The sequence below is a fragment of the Streptomyces atroolivaceus genome (assembly GCF_000717025.1).
In the GTDB taxonomy this organism is placed as follows: domain Bacteria; phylum Actinomycetota; class Actinomycetes; order Streptomycetales; family Streptomycetaceae; genus Streptomyces; species Streptomyces atroolivaceus.
The window spans coordinates 39489-57964 of sequence record NZ_JNXG01000020.1; the positions used below are offsets into that span (position 1 = coordinate 39489).

Consider the following 18476-nt stretch of genomic DNA (forward strand, 5'->3'; position numbering starts at 1 on the left):
CACCTCGTCAGCCCGGCTTCGGACCGCTTTGCGAGGGGAGTGCTACTTGACGACGTTGCCGATCTTCGGCGCGGGCTCGTTCTTGTAGTTGGCGGGACCGAAGTTGGCCTCGACCGCCTTGTCCCAGGCACCGTCCGAGAACATCTTGGTCAGCGCGGCGTCGATCTTCTTCTTGAGGTCGGCGTCGCCCTTCTTCAGACCGATGCCGTAGTTCTCGTTGGTCATCTTGAAGCCGGCCAGCTTGAACTTGCCCTTGTGGGCATCCTGCGCCGCGTATCCGGCGAGGATGGAGTCGTCCGTGGTCAGGGCGTCGACAGCCTTGTTCTCCAGGCCGGTGAGGCACTCGGAGTAGCCGCCGTAGTTCTGCAGCTGAGCCTTCGGGGCCAGCTTCTCCTTGACGTTCTTCGCGGAGGTCGAACCGGTGACGGAGCAGAGGTTCTTGTCGTTGAGGTCCTCGGGCGACTTGATGGTCTTGTCGTCGGCCCGGACGAGGACGTCCTGGTGCGCGAGGAGGTAGGGGCCGGCGAAGTCGACCTTCTGCAGGCGCTCGTCGTTGATGGAGTACGTCGCCGCGATGAACTTCACGTCGCCGCGCTCGATGGCCGTCTCGCGGTCCGCGCTCTTCGTCTCGACGAACTCGATGTTCTCGGCGTCGTAGCCGAGCTCCTTGGCCACGTACGTGGCGACGTCGACGTCGAAGCCCGCGAACTTGCCGTCGGGCGTCTTCAGGCCGAGACCGGGCTGGTCGATCTTGATGCCGATCGTGATCTTCTTGCCGCCGCCGGAACCCGCGGCGTCGTCCTTGTCTCCGGAGCCACAGGCCGTGGCGGTGAGGGCGAGCGCGAGCACGGCGGCCGAGGCGGCGGTGACCTTGCGAAGCTGCATGATGGATTCCCTGGGTTGACGCGATGTGAGTACTCAGCCGGCGCTGGACCAGCCGTGCGTTATGAGTGGTGAAGGATCTTCGAAAGGAAGTCCTTGGCCCGGTCGCTGCGCGGGTTGCTGAAGAACTGGTCGGGAGTCGCCTCTTCGACGATCTTTCCGTCCGCCATGAAGACCACACGGTTCGCGGCCGAGCGGGCGAAGCCCATCTCGTGGGTGACGACGACCATGGTCATCCCCTCCCGCGCCAGCTGCTGCATGACCTCGAGCACCTCGTTGATCATCTCCGGGTCGAGCGCCGAAGTGGGCTCGTCGAAGAGCATGACCTTGGGGTCCATCGCCAGCGCCCGTGCGATCGCCACGCGCTGCTGCTGACCGCCGGAGAGCTGCGCCGGGTACTTGTCCGCCTGTACGCCGACCCCCACACGGTCGAGCAGGCTCCTGGCCTTCGCCTCGGCGGCCTTCTTGTCCGTCCCGCGAACCTTGACCTGGCCCAGCATCACGTTCTCGAGCACCGTCTTGTGCGCGAAAAGATTGAACGACTGGAAGACCATGCCGACATCGGCACGCAGCCTGGCGAGCTCCTTGCCCTCCTGGGGCAGGGGCTTGCCGTCGATCGAGATCGCGCCCGAGTCGATCGTCTCCAAGCGGTTGATCGTGCGGCACAGCGTGGACTTCCCGGACCCGGAGGGCCCGATGACTACGACGACCTCGCCACGGGCGATGGTCAGATCGATGTCCTGGAGCACATGCAGCGCGCCGAAGTGCTTGTTGACGTTGCTCAGTACGACAAGGTCGTCTCCCGCAGGTGCGGCATCCTCGGCGGCCTTGTTCACTGAAACTCCGCTCATCGGCTTCTTGCTCCGTCCTCCTCGGTTAGGGAAGGACCCTAGTGACGCAGTGCTACCAGCGTCATTACATCTGAGCGGAAATTGAGCATAACGATCCGGCCTCGACCGGACACACCGCGTGAACGGGGCGACACGGGGTGCTCGGCGGGCATACCGGGTGGGTAACGGAAACCCGGTGGTAACCGGCGGGGACTTGACTGGCACACCCGCCATCGGCGTGGATGCCCTGGTACGGGGATGACGTGAATCCTGGCCGTACGGGAAGGTTCGCCGACCGGAACGCCGGTGGACCGTCACGTACGGTTTCCGGCCATCGCGAAGGACAATGAGACAAGACATGAGGCGGAGAGGGGGGCCATGAGACTGCTGCTCGTCGAGGACGACGACCACGTCGCCGCTGCCCTGTCCGCAGTGCTCTCGCGGCACGGCTTCCAGGTCGTGCACGCCCGCAGCGGTGAGGACGCTCTCCGGGCGCTGCTGCCGACCGAGAAGCCGGGCGGGAAGGAACCCTTCGGGGTGGTGCTCCTCGACCTCGGGCTGCCCGATCAGGACGGCTACGAGGTGTGCGGGAAGATCCGCAAGCGCTCCGCGATCCCGGTGATCATGGTGACCGCGCGGTCCGACGTCCGCTCACGGATCCACGGCCTCAACCTCGGTGCCGACGACTACGTGGTGAAGCCGTACGACACCGGAGAGCTCCTGGCCCGGATCCACGCCGTCGCCCGGCGCGGGACGGCCGGGGAGGACACCGGGCCGACCCCGCTCGCGGCCCTGAGTATCGGCCCGGTCCGCATCGAGCTGCCCACCCGCAAGGTCAGTGTCGACGGCCAGGAGGTCCAGCTCACCCGCAAGGAGTTCGACCTGCTCGCACTGCTCGCCCAGCGCCCCGGTGTGGTCTTCCGCCGGGAGCAGATCATCAGCGAGGTGTGGCGGACGAGCTGGGAGGGAACGGGCCGCACCCTGGAGGTACATGTCGCGTCGCTGCGCTCCAAGCTGCGGCTTCCCGCACTGATCGAGACCGTACGAGGCGTCGGCTACCGGCTCGTCCCACCGCCGGCCTGAGGACCTACGCTGCGCACCCGCCTGCTCCCCCTGCTCATCATCCTGATGGCCGCCGTGCTGCTCGCCCTGGGCTTCCCGCTGGCCGTGCGGGTGGCCGCCGCCGAACAGCAGCGGGTCGTCATCGACCGGATCGACGACACCGCGCGCTTCGGTGCGCTGGCCCAGTTCGTCAGCGAACCCGTCGAGGGCACCGAGGAACGGCAGCGGATCCTGCAGACCGAGCTCGAGGCCTACGACTCGGTGTACGGGATACGGGCGGGCGTCTTCTACCGGGACGACAGACCCCTCGCCAAGGCTCCCGCCTCCTGGGCCCTGCCCGCCGAGGGGGAGGGCCGGGCGGCCTTCAAGGAGGCCCTCCTCGGCCGTCGCTCCCACGACCCGCCCCAGGTCTGGCCGTGGCAGGACCACCGGATCGTCGTCGCCTCCCCGGTCGTGCGCGACGGGGACGTGGTCGCCGTCGTCGTGACCGACTCGCCCACCGGTGACATGCGCTCCCGGACCCTGCGCGGCTGGCTGCTCATCGCCCTCGGGGAGGGCGCGGCCATGCTGGTGGCGGTGGGCGCCGCCTTCCGCCTCACCGGATGGGTGCTCCTGCCCGTACGGACCCTGGACGCGGCGGCACACGACATCGCGAGCGGCAGGATGAGGTCCCGGGTCGTGGCGTCCGGCGGGCCCCCGGAGCTCCGGCGCCTGGCCCGCTCGTTCAACGAGATGGCCGACAACGTCGAGGACGTCCTGGAGCAGCAGCGTGCCTTCGTCGCCGACGCCTCGCACCAGCTGCGCAACCCGCTGGCCGCGCTGCTGCTCCGGATCGAGCTTCTCGCACTCGAGCTCCCCGAGGGGAACGAGGAGATCGCCTCGGTCCGTACGGAGGGCAAGCGCCTCGCGCAGGTCCTCGACGACCTGCTGGACCTGGCACTGGCCGAGCACACGGCGGCCGACCTCCAGCTCACGGACATCGCCGCCCTCACCGGCGAGCGGGTCGCGTCATGGCGCCCGCTGGCCGACGACAAGGGCGTACGGCTGACCCTGGACGGGGCGCCCGCCGTGACGGGGTGGGCCGACCCGATCGCGCTCTCCAGCGCGCTGGACGCCGTCATCGACAACGCGCTGAAATTCACCCCCGAGGGCCAGGACGTCCGGGTCACCGTCGGATCCGACGGTGAGAGCGCCACGGTGGTCGTCGCGGACCGCGGGCCCGGCCTGACCGAGCAGGAACTGGAGCGCGTCGGTGACCGCTTCTGGCGCAGCGGGCGGCATCAGAACGTCAGGGGATCCGGGCTCGGACTCTCCATCTCGCACGCCCTGCTCGCGGCGGGCCGCGCGTCGATCCGCTACGACACGCACGAGCCGCACGGTCTGCGGGTGACGGTCGCCGTGCCGCGCAACCCTCCGCACGCGTGAGCCCCGCTCCGGACCGTCAGGGCTTGGCCGAGCGGTAGTAGCGCCTGGCGCCCTCGTGCAGCGGCAGCGGATCGGTGTAGATCGCCGTCCGCAGGTCCACCAGCTGCGCCGAGTGCACCTCGCGGCCGATCCGGTCCCGGCTGTCGATCACGGTCCGGGTGAACGCCTCGGTCATCAGCGGATCCGTCCGGTCCGTGGTGATCAGCAGGTTCGAGACGGCGACCGTCGGCACGGCCTCACCCTGCTGCGCGTTCAGGTAGGCGTCCGCCGGCATCACGGCCGAGCGGTAGTAGCGCGTGGAGCCGCCCGCCGCCTGGAGGCGGGTGACCAGTGCCTCGCCGAGCGGTACCAGCCGGATCGAGAACTTCTCCGAAAGCTCCTGCACCGCGCCGGTCGGAAGCCCTCCGGACCAGAAGAAGGCGTCCAGCCGGTCGTCCGTCAGCCGGGCGGGCATGGTGTCGATCCCCGCCTGGACGGGAGTGATGTCCGCGGCCGGGTCGAGACCGGCCGCCTTCATCAGCCGGTCCGCGACGAGAAGCACCCCGGACCCCTTCTGCCCCACTCCCACCCGCTTGCCACGCAGATCGGCCACCGTACGTATCCCGGAATCCCGGGGCACGATCAGCTGGACGTAGTCGTCGTACAGCCGGACGCAGCCGCGCAGCCGCTCAGCACCCGGCTTCCCGCTCTGCAGGTACGTGGCGACGGCGTCGGCGGTGGCGATGGTGAAGTCGGCCTTCCCCGTCGCGACCCGTTCGATGTTCTGCTGGGAGCCCTCGCTCGTCTGCAGCTGTATCGACACCTTGGGCATGTCCTTGGCCAGCGCGCCCTCGAGCCGCTGTCCGTAGCGCTGGTAGACGCCGCTCCGCACGCCGGTGGAGAACGTGAGCGAACCGCTCGGCTCCTCCTCCCCGATCGGGAGGACCCACCACGACAGCAGTCCGAGCACGACCACGGCGGCGGCGCCCCCTTGCAGGGTGCGTCGCCGGCCGAAACGGGACAGTGCGTGCAGCATGGCGCGATCCTGCCATTTCCCTGCCCCTGACGGCCAGGGCGGGGGTGGGCGCACGCCCCCGCCGGGACGTGGCCGCTCCCGCCGCCCGGATCCTGCCGTCCGCCCCGACGGGGCGCCCTCGGCCCGGATCAGGCCGTCCGCGCCGACGGGGCGCCCTCCCCGGCCGTCACTCCGGAGGCGTCGGGGTGTCGGGGCCCTGGAACATGGTCTGGATGTCCATCTCCAGCTGGATCGTGGGCCCCACGATGGCGATGCCGCGGGCGAGCATGTTGCGCCAGTTCAGGGTGTAGTCCTCGCGGTGCAGCTCGGCGGTGGCACGTGCCGCACAGCGCAGTTCCTCGCCGTAACCGCCGTTGACGGTCCCCAGGTACTGCGTATCCAGGGAGACGGAGCGGTTGACCCCGTGCATCGTCAGCCCGCCCTGGACGGACCAGTTGTTCCCACCCCTGTAGACGAACCGGCTGCTGGCGAAATGGAGGTACGGGTAGTTCTCCACGTCGAGGAAGTCGGCCGACCGCAGATGGTTGTCCCTGGTCTTGTTGCCGGTGGTGATGCTCGACGCATCGATGCGTATCTCGACCTGGGAGTCCTCGACGGAGGGCGCGATCCGGACACCGCCCTCGAAGGTGGTGAACCGGCCGTGCACATTGGCCATGCCGACGTGCTTGGCGATGAACCGGATCGCGGTGTGCGGGGGGTCGAAGAGCCAGGTGCCGGGGGCCGGAGGCTGCAACTGCTGCGCGACGTCCAGCTGCACGCGGCCCATCGACAGGGTCTCGCCCACGGCGATGTCGAACGTCCAGCTGGCCGGCTGCATGCCCTCGGCCGTCATGAGCAGGCGGTACTCGCCCGGGGGCAGAGCCGCGACGAACATGCCGAACAGGTCGGTGGTCCCCTTCGCCGCCGTCCGGGCCGAGTCCTGGGAGGTGACCGTGATCTCGGCGCCTCCGAGCGGCTGTCCCATGGGGTCGACGACCTCACAGGTGAGGGTTCCGGCCCCGGGAGGCACAGGAAGAGCGAATCTCGCCCCGCCATCGGAGGCCCCCCTGGATCGCCTGCCGCGGAGGAGAGAGAGGACCATGACGTGCACCTTTCGAGCGTGGAGGGTCCAGCATAGAAATGGGCCGGAACCAGTCGTTCAACCGCCCCCGGACCCCCAGCCGGCCCCGGGCGGCCTCCGCCCGCCCCCTGCCGCGGCTCCGGCGTACGGCCACGCCTCGGCCACCGCCTACCCTTGACCCATGACCAGCGGCAACCGGAGCGAAGCAGTGGACGTCCAGAAGAGCTACGAGGTACGCACTTACGGGTGCCAGATGAACGTCCACGACTCCGAACGCCTGTCGGGGCTGCTGGAGGGCGCCGGATACGTGCGCGCCCCGGAGGGCTCCGACGGGGACGCCGACGTCGTCGTCTTCAACACCTGCGCGGTGCGTGAGAACGCCGACAACAAGCTCTACGGCAACCTCGGCCGCCTCGCCCCCATGAAGACGAAGCGCCCGGGGATGCAGATCGCCGTCGGTGGCTGTCTGGCGCAGAAGGACCGCGACACGATCGTGCGGCGCGCCCCCTGGGTGGACGTCGTCTTCGGTACGCACAACATCGGCAAGCTGCCGGTGCTCCTGGAGCGCGCACGGGTCCAGGAGGAGGCGCAGGTCGAGATCGCCGAGTCCCTGGAGGCCTTCCCCTCGACCCTCCCCACCCGCCGTGAGTCCGCGTACGCCGCGTGGGTGTCGATCTCCGTGGGCTGCAACAACACCTGCACCTTCTGCATCGTCCCCGCGCTGCGGGGCAAGGAGAAGGACCGCCGGACCGGCGACATCCTGGCCGAGATCGAGGCCCTCGTCGCCGAGGGCGTCAGCGAGATCACGCTGCTCGGGCAGAACGTCAACGCCTACGGTTCCGACATCGGCGACCGCGAGGCGTTCTCCAAGCTGCTGAGGGCCTGCGGCACGATCGAGGGCCTGGAGCGCGTCCGCTTCACCTCCCCGCACCCGCGTGACTTCACCGACGACGTGATCGCGGCGATGGCCGAGACCCCGAACGTGATGCCCCAGCTGCACATGCCGATGCAGTCGGGCTCGGACACGATCCTGAAGGCCATGCGCCGCTCGTACCGCCAGGAGCGCTTCCTCGGGATCATCGAGAAGGTGCGTGCCGCCATGCCGGACGCCGCCATCTCCACCGACATCATCGTCGGTTTCCCCGGGGAGACCGAGGAGGACTTCGAGCAGACCCTGCACGCCGTGCGTGAGGCCCGCTTCGCGAACGCCTTCACCTTCCAGTACTCCAAGCGCCCCGGGACCCCCGCCGCCGACATGGAGGGGCAGGTCCCCAAGGAGGTCGTCCAGGAGCGCTACATGCGCCTGTCCGCCCTCCAGGAGGCGATCTCCTGGGAGGAGAACAAGAAGCAGGTCGGCCGCACCCTGGACGTCATGGTCGCGGAGGGAGAGGGCCGTAAGGACGGTGCCACGCACCGGCTCTCCGGCCGCGCTCCCGACAACCGCCTGGTCCACTTCACCAAGCCGTCCCAGGACGTGCGCCCCGGGGACGTGGTGACGGTGGAGATCACGTACGCGGCCCCGCACCACCTGCTCGCCGAGGGCGCGCCCCTGGGCGTGCGGCGTACCCGGTCGGGAGACGCCTGGGAGAAGCGCACCGCGGCTCCCGCTCCTCAGCCCGCCGGAGTCATGCTCGGCCTGCCCGGCATCGGCGCGCCCGCACCGCTGCCCGCGGCCGCCACCCCGGGGTGCGCCCGCGACTGAGTACGCTGACCGGCATGCTTGTCGCCGCCGCCGTATGTCCCTGCCCGCCGCTCCTGGTCCCCGAGGTGGCCGCCGGAGCCGGGCCCGAGCTCGACGCCGCGCGGAAGGCGTGCCTCGACGCCGTGGGCGTGCTCGCCGCCGCGAAGCCGGAGCTGCTGATCGTGGCCGGGCCCGCCGGACCGGACGGTGACGGACCGTTCGCCCCGGGTTCGGCCGGATCCTTCTCCGGCTTCGGCGTCGGTCTGACCGTGCGGCTGGGCGACGCGCCCGCCGGATCCCCCGCGCCGGAACGCCCGCTTCCGGCCTCTCTCGCCGTCGGCGCCTGGCTGCTGGGCCGTGCCCGGTGGGACAGTGCCCCGGTCGAAGGCCTCGGCGTGGGGGAAACGCTCCCCGCCGACCGCTGCCTGGGGGCGGGAGCGGGCCTGGCTGCCAGGGCCGAGCGGGTGGCCCTGCTGGTCATGGGCGACGGCAGCGCCTGCCGTACGGTCAAGGCGCCCGGCTACCTGGACGAGCGGGCGGCGGCCTTCGACGCGGCGGCGGCCCGCGCGCTGGGGAGTGCGGACCTTGCGGCGCTGAGCGCTCTGGACGAGTCGCTCGCGTACGAACTGAAGGCGGCGGGGCGGGCTCCCTGGCAGGTTCTCGCGGGCGCGGCCCGGGGCGCGGGCCTCGGCGGACGGCTGCTGTACGAGGACGCTCCGTACGGCGTGGGGTACGCCGTGGCGGCGTGGTCGTGACCCGTCCCCGCCTTCCCGCCCGCACGGACGAGGGCCGTGGAGCGACGTCGCTCCACGGCCCTCGGTTCCGCTGGGACCAGGGTCAGGCCGCGGGCGGCCGCGGCGGTGTACCGCCCTCGTTCTTCTGACCCAGGCGGTCTACCGCGTCCTTGGCCTTCTGCGTACCGGACACGATCTTGTCGCTGTACTTGCCCTTGGTCTTTTGGTCGACCGTGCGGGCAGCCTTGTCGAGGCCCTGGTCGATCTTGCCCCCGTGCTGCTGCGCGAGGTCGCCGACCTTCTCCTTGGCCGGGGCCAGCTTGGCCTTCAGGTTGTCCAGGAAACCCATGGGTCACCTTCCGTGCTGGGGGACTGTGATCACATTTTACCCGTCCGGGAGCAAACGCGCGTGACTCGCCGTGTCCGTCCGCTCCGGATGAGTGGACCTCCGCACCGGCCCGGGCGGAAGATCAAGTCGGCGTCCTGCGGTCGGGACGGGTCCCGAAGTTTGCGAGACTGTCCCGGTGAGAAGACCCGCTCCCACCCCCCGCGTCATCACGGTCGTCGGTCCCACCGCGGCCGGAAAGTCCGATCTGGGAGTTTTTCTCGCCCAGCAGCTCGGTGGTGAGGTGGTCAACGCCGACTCCATGCAGCTCTACCGGGGCATGGACATCGGCACCGCGAAGCTGACTCTTCCCGAGCGCGCCGGTGTCCCCCATCACCTGCTGGACATCTGGGACGTCACCGAGGCCGCGAGCGTGGCCGAATACCAGCGGCTCGCCCGCACCGAGATCGACCGGTTGCTGGCCGAGGGGCGGACCCCGGTCCTGGTGGGTGGTTCGGGTCTCTACGTGAAGGGCGCCATCGACGCCCTCGAATTCCCGGGAACGGACCCGGAGGTACGCGCCAGACTCGAACAGGAACTGGCAGAGCGCGGGTCCGGCTCCCTGCACGCCAGGCTCGCCGCCGCGGACCCCGGGGCCGCCCGCGCGATCCTGGCCAGCAACGGCCGCCGCATCGTCCGCGCGCTGGAGGTCATCGAGATCACCGGCAAGCCGTTCACGGCCAATCTGCCGGGTGACGAATCGGTCTACGACGCCCTTCAGATCGGTGTGGACGTCGAACGCCCCGAGCTCGACGAACGGATCAGTGCCCGCGTGGACCGGATGTGGGAGGCCGGGCTCGTCGACGAGGTGCGTGCCCTGGAGGCCCAGGGGCTGCGCGAGGGGCGTACCGCCTCCCGGGCGCTCGGCTACCAGCAGGTGCTCGCCGCGCTCGCGGGGGAGTGCACCGAGGACGAGGCGCGCACGGAGACGGTACGCGCCACCAAACGCTTCGCGCGCCGCCAGGACTCCTGGTTCCGGCGCGACCCGCGCGTCCGGTGGCTGAACGGTGCCGTGGAACACCGCGAAGAACTCCCGCACCGGGCGCTGGCGTTGGTCGAACGAGCGGTCACAGCCTGATCACGTGATGGCATCGGGACGCTCCGCCCGTCATTTCGGCAGCCGGGGCCGTGCCATCATCGAGCATCGATCGACCAGTGGAGTCCGAGTTGGGAGGGCGCGTGGCGATGGAGGCCGGCCCTCGCGACACAGACCGAGACGCACCGGTTACGCAGCACGTGGCAGGACGACTGAGCCCTGACGGGCCCGACGAGCCCGATGTGACCCCCGAGGTCGAGGTCGAGCTCCGCCCCGCCCGCCGACTGCGTATCTGGCAGCTCGCACCGATCGTGGGACTCGCTGCGGTCGGCTCCCTGATGTTCGCCTTCCCGCTCGCCTTCGAGTTCGGCGGCGGCGGTGCCGTGGTGGCGATGCTGGGCCTGCTGATCAGCTGCTGCGCCGCCGGCTGGGGCATGATGGCCGCGCGTCGCGTGGGCCACACCTGGCCCGGCCTGCCTGCCAGGGGTTCGGGGGAGCGCCCCGACTGGCGGGTGATCACGCTGTACGTGGCCGTCTGCACCGTGCTGGTGGCCCTGGCGGTCTGGCGCGTGGCCCGGCTCCGCTGACCGGTCCGTACCGCGTCCGCCCCGGAGCGGGCCCGGCTCCGCGTACCGACGGTGGACCCTCGTACGATTGCTCCGTGAGCACTTCGCAGATCACCTTCCTCAAGGGCCACGGCACCGAGAACGACTTCGTGATCGTTCCCGACCCGGACAACGCCCTCGACCTGCCGGTCTCCGTCGTCGCCCGGCTCTGCGACCGCCGGGCGGGCATCGGCGGCGACGGGCTGCTGCACGTCGTGCGCTCCGCGGCGCACCCCGAGGCGCGGGACATGGCCGAGCACGCCGAGTGGTTCATGGACTACCGCAACGCCGACGGTTCGGTCGCGGAGATGTGCGGCAACGGGGTGCGCGTCTTCGCCCGTTTCCTCCAGCGTGCCGGGTTCGTCGCCGAAGGCGATCTGGCCGTCGCGACCCGAGGCGGGGTCAAGCGGGTGCACATCGCCAAGGACGGCGACATCACGGTCTCCATGGGGAGGTCGGTACTGCCCGAGGACGGTGTCACGGTCACCGTGGACGGCCGCAGCTGGGAGGCCCGCAACGTGAACATGGGCAATCCTCACGCCGTCGTGTTCGTCGAGGACCTGGCCCACGCCGGAGAGCTCCGCTCCGTACCGCCGTTCAGCCCGCAGTCCGTGTACCCGGCGGGAGTCAACATCGAGTTCGTCGCGGACCGCGGGCCCCGGCACGTCGCGATGCGTGTCCACGAGCGCGGTTCCGGCGAGACCCGCTCCTGCGGCACCGGCGCCTGCGCCGTGGCCGTCGCCGCCGCCCGCAGGGACGGTGTGGACCCGGGGCGGACCGGTGCCCCGGCCACGTACACGGTGGACCTGCCCGGCGGCACCCTCGTGATCACCGAGTATCCGGACGGCGGTATCGACATGACGGGGCCCGCCGTGATCGTCGCGGAAGGCGTGATCGACCCCGCCTGGCTCGAAACGATGACCGGTTAGAGCTTCGCTCGAATGGGTGATCCGTTTCACGCTGGGCAGGAGCGGGACTGCGCCACGTGGTGGGGTCGATAGCATCAAGCACCGGCCCGGGGGTGTATCCGCACCTCTCCATCGCCGGTCGACGTTGCCGGAGGTGCCCCATGAGCGCAGAGGCCACCAATCCAGGTGCTCCCCTTCGCAAGCGCGGTCGTCCACGGATCGACCTGCGCAGGCTGGGCCGTGTCGCCCTGCTGGGGCCGGTCTCCCGTGACCGGCTGCCCGACGCCATCGGGCATGTCGCGGAGGCCCACCGCGCGCACTACCCGGACGCCGACCTCGCCATCCTGCGCAAGGCCTACGTACTCGCCGAGTCCTCCCATCGCGGCCAGACGCGCAAGAGCGGCGAGCCGTACATCACCCACCCGCTGGCCGTCACCCTGATTCTCGCCGAGCTCGGGGCGGAGACGACGACCCTGACCGCCTCGCTCCTCCACGACACCGTCGAGGACACCGAGGTGACCCTCGATCAGGTGCGGGAGGAGTTCGGCGACGAGGTCTGTTATCTGGTCGACGGAGTCACCAAGCTCGAGAAGGTCGACTACGGGGCCGCCGCCGAGCCCGAGACCTTCCGCAAGATGCTCGTCGCCACCGGGAACGACGTCCGCGTCATGTCGATCAAACTGGCCGACCGGCTGCACAACATGCGGACCCTCGGTGTCATGCGTCCCGAGAAGCAGGCCAGGATCGCCAAGGTCACCAGGGACGTGCTCATCCCGCTCGCCGAACGCCTCGGTGTACAGGCCCTCAAGACGGAGCTCGAGGACCTCGTCTTCGCGATCCTGCACCCGGAGGAGTACGAGCGCACCCAGGCCCTGATCTCCGCGTGGGACGGCGCGCAGAATCCGCTCACCGAGATCGCCGACAGCGTCAGGTCGACTCTGCGGGAAGCCGGCATCAGCGCCGAAGTGCTCATCAGGCCGCGCCACTTCGTCTCGGTGCACCGGGTGAGGATCAAACGCGGCGAGATGCGGGGCACCGACTTCGGACGGCTGCTGGTGCTGGTCGCGGAGGACGCCGACTGTTACGCGGTCCTGGGCGAACTGCACACCTGTTTCACCCCGGTGATCTCCGAGTTCAAGGACTTCATCGCGGCTCCCAAGTTCAACCTCTACCAGTCGCTGCACACGGCGGTCGTCGGCCCTGAGGGAGCGGTCGCCGAAGTCCTCATCCGCACGCACCGTATGCACAAGGTCGCGGAGGCGGGCGTCGTCGCGCTCGGCAACCCGTACACCCAGGACGGCACCGCCGCCGCGCCGCAGGCCGAACCCGCCGACGGCGAGCGCGCGGACCCCACCAGGCCCGGCTGGCTCTCCCGGCTCCTGGACTGGCAGGAGTCAGCGACCGACTCCGACACGTTCTGGGCCACGCTCCGCGCCGATCTCGCCCAGGACCGGGAGATCACGGTCTTCCGCGCCGACGGCGGGACCCTCGGGCTGCCGGCGGGCGCCAGCTGCGTCGACGCCGCCTACGCGCAGTACGGCGAGGAGGCGCACGGCTGCATCGGATCCCGTGTGAACGGCCGTCTGGCGACGCTCGGCACCGCACTGAACGACGGCGACACCGTGCAGCTGCTCCTCGCCCAGGACGCCTCGTCCGGCCCCTCCCCGGAGTGGCTCGACCACGCGCGTACCCCCGCTGCCAGGATCGCGATCACGGCGTGGCTCGACGCCCATCCGGACGAAGCGCAGGGAGCGCACAGGAGCGGGCCCGACACGCCGAGGCCGCAGGCCCAGCCCACCGACGACGTGTCGAACAGCCGGGGGAGGGCGGGCGGCCGCGTTCCGAGCGTGGCCGTGGACACACCGGGCGCGCCGGTTCGGCTCGCCGGGTGCTGCACCCCTGTCCCCCCCGACGGCATCATCGGTTTCACGGTGCGCGGCGGAGCCGTCACCGTGCACCGCGAGGAGTGTCCGGCGGTCGTCCGCATGCGGGAGCTCGGCCGATCGGCCGTCGGGGCACGCTGGAACGACCCGGGTGACCGGAGCGGGGCCGCCGACTACCGCGTCACCCTCGTCGCTGAGTCCTTCGGCCGCCCACGGCTCCTCGCCGACCTCACCGAGGCCATCGCGACCGCGGACGCCGCCATCGTCTCGGCGACCGTCGAGCCGCCCAGCGAACAGCGCGTCCGGCACACGTACACGCTGCAGCTGCCGGACGCGGCAGGGCTGCCGGGCCTGATGCGGGCGATGCGGGACGTACCCGGCGTGTACGACGTGAGCCGCGCCCAGCAGCCCGCAGCCGCGGGCTGACCGGCCCTCTGGCTCTCCTGGCCGCCGCCCGGCGACCCCGTTCGGGTGGTGCGGCGCGCGCCACCCCCGCCCGGGCGGTGCGCGCTGGTAGCCGTAGTCCATGCCGCTCACCTCCCGCCGACTGCGTGCCGCTCTGCTGGCCACCGCGTCGGTCACGCTCGTCGCCGCCACCCTGCCCGCACCCGAACCGCTCGGCATCGGCGACCGTCTGTTCCCTCACCTCGGCAACCCGGGCTACGACGTCCTCTCGTACGACGTCTCGCTCACCTACAAGGGCAGCAACACCAAGCCCCTCGACGCCGTCACCACGATCGACGCGCGGACCACCGCACCTCTGGAACGGATCAACCTCGACTTCGCCCGGGGCGCCGTCCGGTCCGTCGAAGTCAACGGGCTGAACTCGGAGTTCGCCACGGCGGGCGAGGACCTGATCGTCGACGCCCCCTCCCGGATCCCTGCCGGGGCGCCCCTGCGGATCACCGTCCGGCACACGAGCGACCCCTCGGGGGACCAGGCCAACGGCGGCTGGGTCCGGACCGCCGACGGTCTCGCGATGGCCAACCAGGCCGATGCCGCACACCGGGTCTTCCCCGGCAACGACCACCCCGCCGACAAGGCCTACTTCACCTTCAGGGTGACCGCGCCGAAGGAACTCACGGTGGTCGCGGGCGGCCTCCCCGCAGGAAAGCGGGAGCACGCGGGAGCCGCCACCTGGACCTACCGCACCGCACACCCCATGGCCACGGAGCTGGCCCAGGTGTCCATCGGCCGGTCCGCCGTGCTGCACCGCACCGGTCCTCACGGACTGCCGCTGCGCGACGTGGCGCCCACGGCCGACCGCGAGAAGCTGGAGCCCTGGCTGAGCAAGACCCCGTCACAGCTGGCCTGGATGGAGGAGCAGGTCGGCCCGTACCCCTTCGAGACGTACGGACTCCTCGTCGCGGACACCGAGACGGGCTTCGAGCTGGAGACCCAGACTCTCTCGCTCTTCGAGCGCTCCCTGTTCACCGGGACCGGGTACCCGGAGTGGTACGTCGACTCGGTCATGGTGCACGAGCTCGCCCACCAGTGGTTCGGCAACAGCGTCTCCCCGAGCTCCTGGTCCGATCTGTGGCTCAACGAGGGGCACGCCACCTGGTACGAGGCGCGCTACGCCGAGGAACACGCGCAGAAACCGCTGGAGCTGCGGATGCGTGCGGCCTACGCCCGCTCCGACACCTGGCGCGCCGCGGGCGGCCCGCCCGCACACCCCGACGTCCCCACCCCGGACCACAAGATCAGCCTGTTCAGGCCGGTGGTGTACGACGGGAGCGCCCTCATCCTGTACGCGCTGCGTGAGGAGATCGGTGAAGCCGCGTTCGACCGCCTGGAGCGGACCTGGGTACGAGTCCACCGCAACGGATCGGCGACCACCCGGCACTTCACCGACCTGGCGTCGAGGATCGCGGGGCGCGACCTGACGGCGTTCTTCGACGGGTGGCTGTACGCGGAGAAGACACCGCCGATGCCGGGACACCCGGACTGGCGCAGTGAGACGCCCCGCGACGCAGCGGGCGGGCAGAGCCCCGCGCGGGCACCGAAACCCGAGTGACGAGCCCGGCGGGGACATGCCACTATCGACGCGTCGGCACGGCGGCCGGCCGGTGGACCTCCTCCCGGGGAATCTTCCGGCGGGGTGACGCGTTGTGACTGACGTATCGGACTTCTATCGACGTAAGGATCCAATGACCTCCTCTTCCTCCCTTCCCCAGGACGCGCAGGACGCGCAGAGCGCCACGGAAGCCAACTCCGAGAGCCTCACCGAGAGCCTTCGGGCCGACGCCCTGATGGAAGAGGACGTCGCCTGGAGCCACGAGATCGACGGAGAGCGGGACGGCGACCAGCTCGACCGTTCCGAGCGTGCGGCGCTGCGCCGTGTCGCCGGTCTCTCCACCGAGCTCGAGGACGTCACCGAGGTCGAGTACCGGCAGCTGCGCCTGGAGCGCGTCGTTCTCGTCGGTGTCTGGACATCGGGGACCGTCCACGACGCGGAGATCTCCCTCGCGGAGCTCGCGGCCCTCGCCGAGACGGCGGGCGCCCAGGTGCTCGACGCCGTGTTCCAGCGGCGTGACAAGCCCGACCCGGCCACCTACATCGGCTCGGGCAAGGCACTGGAGCTGCGCGACATCGTTCTCGAATCAGGGGCCGACACCGTCGTCTGCGACGGTGAGCTCAGCCCCGGCCAGCTGATCCACCTGGAAGACGTCGTCAAGGTGAAGGTGGTCGACAGGACCGCACTGATCCTCGACATCTTCGCCCAGCACGCCAAGTCCCGCGAGGGCAAGGCGCAGGTGTCGCTGGCACAGATGCAGTACATGCTGCCGCGCCTGCGCGGCTGGGGCCAGTCGCTCTCCCGGCAGATGGGCGGTGGCGGATCCAGCGGCGGTGGCGGCATGGCCACCCGTGGTCCTGGTGAGACCAAGATCGAGACGGACCGGCGACGGATCCGCGAGAAGATGGCGAAGATGCGCCGGGAGATCGCGGAGATGAAGACCGGCCGCGAGATCAAGCGCCAGGAGCGCAAGCGCAACAAGGTGCCCTCGGTGGCGATCGCCGGGTACACCAACGCCGGCAAGTCATCCTTGCTCAACCGGCTCACCGGCGCGGGCGTCCTCGTCGAGAACGCCCTGTTCGCGACCCTGGACCCGACCGTGCGCCGGGCCGAGACCCCGAGCGGCCGGACCTACACCCTGGCCGACACCGTCGGGTTCGTGCGGCACCTTCCCCACCACCTGGTCGAGGCCTTCCGCTCCACCATGGAGGAGGTCGGTGACTCCGACCTGATCCTGCATGTGGTGGACGGTTCCCACCCGGTGCCGGAGGAGCAGCTCGCCGCCGTGCGGCAGGTGATCCGGGAGGTCGGCGCGGTCGACGTTCCCGAGATCGTCGTGATCAACAAGGCGGACGCGGCGGACCCGCTCGTGCTGCAGCGCCTGCTGCGCACCGAGAAGCACGCGATCGCGGTGTCGGCGCGGACCGGCGCGGGCATCGACGAGCTGCTCGCGCTCATCGACGCCGAGCTGCCGCGGCCGTCCGTGGAGATCGAGGCGCTCGTGCCCTACACCCAGGGCGGACTCGTGTCACGCGTGTATGCCGAGGGCGAGGTGATCTCCGAGGAGCACACGCCGGAGGGCACCCTGCTCAAGGCGCGGGTCCACGAGCAGCTCGGGGCTGATCTGGCGATGTTCGCACCGGTGACCCACTGACGCCGTCATCGCGTGCGGTGATCGCAGAAAGGGCCGGGCTCCCCTCGAACAGGGGAGCCCGGCCCTCTTGCATGCTGTGGTCCTACTGTCCCGCGTACTTCTTGCTGACGGCCTCGTAGATGCCCTTGGCCTCCTTGCCCAGGCGAGGGCCGGCCAGCCAGCCCGCGGTCACCGGGCCGATGGAGGTGTTGGAGACCAGCGCGGGCTTGCCGTCCTGGCCGTTCGCCACCCAGCCGCCGCCGGAGGAACCACCGGTCATCGTGCACCCGATGCGGTACATCGTCGGCTGCTGCTCGAAGACGGCGAGGCGGCCCGGCTCATCCGTGCACTGCAGCGCCTTCTGGCCGTCGAACGGCGGGGCCGCCGGATAGCCGGTGGCCGTCATGCTGTCGATCTCCGGGACGGCCGGGGCGTCGAACCCGACGGGCAGTGCCGAACCGACGGTCTCCTCCAGGGACTTGCCCGTCGACCCCTTCTCCGGAGTGACCTGCAGTACGGCGAAGTCGTACGGAGCGCCCTGGCCGCCGGTCGCTGCGCCCTGGCTGATCCACTGCTCGGAGGTCTGCGCCCACTGGCCCCACCACACGCCGTACGGAGCGACCTCCTCCTTGGACGCGTTCTGCAGCTCGGCCGCTGACAGACCGCTGTCGTTGTAGGAGGGGACGAAGGCGATGTTGCGGTACCAGCCGCCGTTCTTACCCGCGTGCACGCAATGCCCGGCGGTCCAGACCATGTTGGACTTGCCCGGGCGGGCCGGGTCCTGCACCACGGTCGCCGAGCAGACCATCGAACCGTCGGGGCCGTCGAACAGGAGCTTGCCGGACTCCGGAGCGCTGCCGTGGTACGGCGTCTGAAGGTTCGCCGCCTCGACGGGCGCGGGGGTCGGATCCGTCACGCCCTCGTCGCCGGAGATGTCGTTGTCGACGGGGTTCTCCGGAGGCTTGTCGGCCTCCCGCATGCGGTCCGGGTCCCAGAGGTCTTCGATGACGGGGTTGACGTAGTCCTTGGCCTCACGCAGCCACTTGTCCTTGTCCCAGTTCTTCCACTCGCCGTTCCTCCACTTGTCGAGGTCGATCCCGTGCTCCTTGAGCCGGTCCTTGAGATCGTCCGGGATCGTGACCTTTCCGTCCGAGGACTGACCGGTGGAACTGCTCGGCTCGCTGATCGCACCGTCCTCCTCCGGCCCGCAGGCGGTGGCGGTGAGCGTCAGGACAGCGGCGAGGGCGGCTGCGGCGAACACCCGAGGGGCTCGGCGGGCGCTCCCCCCGCGGTGTGCGGTATCGATCGGGCGCATGGGTC

Annotated in this window: 16 protein-coding genes; 10 read left to right on the top strand and 6 right to left on the bottom strand. The window is 70.4% G+C overall.

The features are described from left to right. Positions 1-42: 42 nt before the first annotated feature. Together OO67_RS31300 and OO67_RS31305 are read right to left on the bottom strand one after the other, a co-directional pair. The gene (locus OO67_RS31300) at positions 43-885 is read right to left on the bottom strand and encodes a glutamate ABC transporter substrate-binding protein (protein WP_033305176.1); all 843 of its coding nucleotides are present in this window, start codon (positions 883-885) and stop codon (positions 43-45) included. 59 nt (positions 886-944) lie between these two features. Next, positions 945-1733 carry an amino acid ABC transporter ATP-binding protein gene (locus tag OO67_RS31305; protein WP_033305177.1) on the bottom strand — a complete coding sequence of 263 codons (789 nt, stop codon included), beginning with the start codon at positions 1731-1733 and terminating at the stop codon, positions 945-947. A gap of 357 nt (positions 1734-2090) precedes the next feature. On the opposite strand from OO67_RS31305, the gene OO67_RS31310 reads away from it, so the two are divergent. Together OO67_RS31310 and OO67_RS31315 are read left to right on the top strand one after the other, a co-directional pair. After that, positions 2091-2795, top strand: a complete 705-nt coding sequence (locus OO67_RS31310; protein WP_033305178.1) for a response regulator transcription factor — start codon at positions 2091-2093, stop codon at positions 2793-2795. A gap of 9 nt (positions 2796-2804) precedes the next feature. Beyond that, entirely contained in the window at positions 2805-4199 is a 1395-nt protein-coding gene (locus tag OO67_RS31315) for a sensor histidine kinase (RefSeq protein WP_033305179.1), read from the top strand. Positions 4200-4215: 16 nt separating this feature from the next. On the opposite strand, the gene OO67_RS31320 is transcribed toward OO67_RS31315, so the two are convergent. Both OO67_RS31320 and OO67_RS31325 read right to left on the bottom strand, forming a co-directional pair. Next, a complete protein-coding gene (locus OO67_RS31320) occupies positions 4216-5214 on the bottom strand; it encodes a TAXI family TRAP transporter solute-binding subunit (protein WP_033305180.1) in 999 nt (332 codons plus the stop codon). Between the two features lie 166 nt (positions 5215-5380). Next, entirely contained in the window at positions 5381-6295 is a 915-nt protein-coding gene (locus OO67_RS31325; RefSeq protein WP_033305181.1) for a YceI family protein, read from the bottom strand. Positions 6296-6455: 160 nt separating this feature from the next. Here OO67_RS31325 and miaB point away from each other — a divergent pair, with 160 nt between their 5' ends. Both miaB and OO67_RS31335 read left to right on the top strand, forming a co-directional pair. Continuing rightward, the gene (gene miaB, locus OO67_RS31330; RefSeq protein ID WP_078598391.1) at positions 6456-7976 is read left to right on the top strand and encodes a tRNA (N6-isopentenyl adenosine(37)-C2)-methylthiotransferase MiaB; all 1521 of its coding nucleotides are present in this window, start codon (positions 6456-6458) and stop codon (positions 7974-7976) included. A 14-nt stretch (positions 7977-7990) separates the two neighbouring features. After that, a complete protein-coding gene (locus tag OO67_RS31335) occupies positions 7991-8710 on the top strand; it encodes a class III extradiol dioxygenase subunit B-like domain-containing protein (protein ID WP_033305183.1) in 720 nt (239 codons plus the stop codon). An 82-nt stretch (positions 8711-8792) separates the two neighbouring features. Here OO67_RS31335 and OO67_RS31340 read toward each other — a convergent pair whose 3' ends face one another. Next, positions 8793-9038: an antitoxin gene (locus OO67_RS31340; protein ID WP_033305184.1), complete on the bottom strand. Its 246-nt coding sequence runs from the start codon at positions 9036-9038 to the stop codon at positions 8793-8795. A 175-nt stretch (positions 9039-9213) separates the two neighbouring features. Between OO67_RS31340 and miaA the strand changes: the two genes are divergently transcribed. From miaA to hflX, 6 genes are all read left to right on the top strand, one after another. Then, positions 9214-10152, top strand: coding sequence for a tRNA (adenosine(37)-N6)-dimethylallyltransferase MiaA (miaA, locus tag OO67_RS31345; RefSeq protein WP_033305185.1), 939 nt, complete (start codon positions 9214-9216; stop codon positions 10150-10152). A 107-nt stretch (positions 10153-10259) separates the two neighbouring features. Further along, positions 10260-10697, top strand: a complete 438-nt coding sequence (locus OO67_RS31350) for a hypothetical protein (protein WP_033305186.1) — start codon at positions 10260-10262, stop codon at positions 10695-10697. 74 nt (positions 10698-10771) lie between these two features. Beyond that, entirely contained in the window at positions 10772-11644 is an 873-nt protein-coding gene (gene dapF / locus OO67_RS31355) for a diaminopimelate epimerase (RefSeq protein ID WP_033305187.1), read from the top strand. A gap of 140 nt (positions 11645-11784) precedes the next feature. Beyond that, on the top strand, positions 11785-13932 hold the full coding sequence (locus tag OO67_RS31360; RefSeq protein ID WP_033305188.1) for a RelA/SpoT family protein: 2148 nt from the start codon (positions 11785-11787) through the stop codon (positions 13930-13932). Between the two features lie 100 nt (positions 13933-14032). Next, positions 14033-15523, top strand: a complete 1491-nt coding sequence (locus OO67_RS31365; RefSeq protein WP_033305189.1) for a M1 family metallopeptidase — start codon at positions 14033-14035, stop codon at positions 15521-15523. 133 nt (positions 15524-15656) lie between these two features. Then, positions 15657-17177 carry a GTPase HflX gene (gene hflX, locus OO67_RS31370; RefSeq protein ID WP_033305190.1) on the top strand — a complete coding sequence of 507 codons (1521 nt, stop codon included), beginning with the start codon at positions 15657-15659 and terminating at the stop codon, positions 17175-17177. Between the two features lie 82 nt (positions 17178-17259). Here hflX and OO67_RS31375 read toward each other — a convergent pair whose 3' ends face one another. Further along, entirely contained in the window at positions 17260-18471 is a 1212-nt protein-coding gene (locus OO67_RS31375; RefSeq protein ID WP_051710057.1) for a trypsin-like serine peptidase, read from the bottom strand. Positions 18472-18476: the final 5 nt, after the last annotated feature.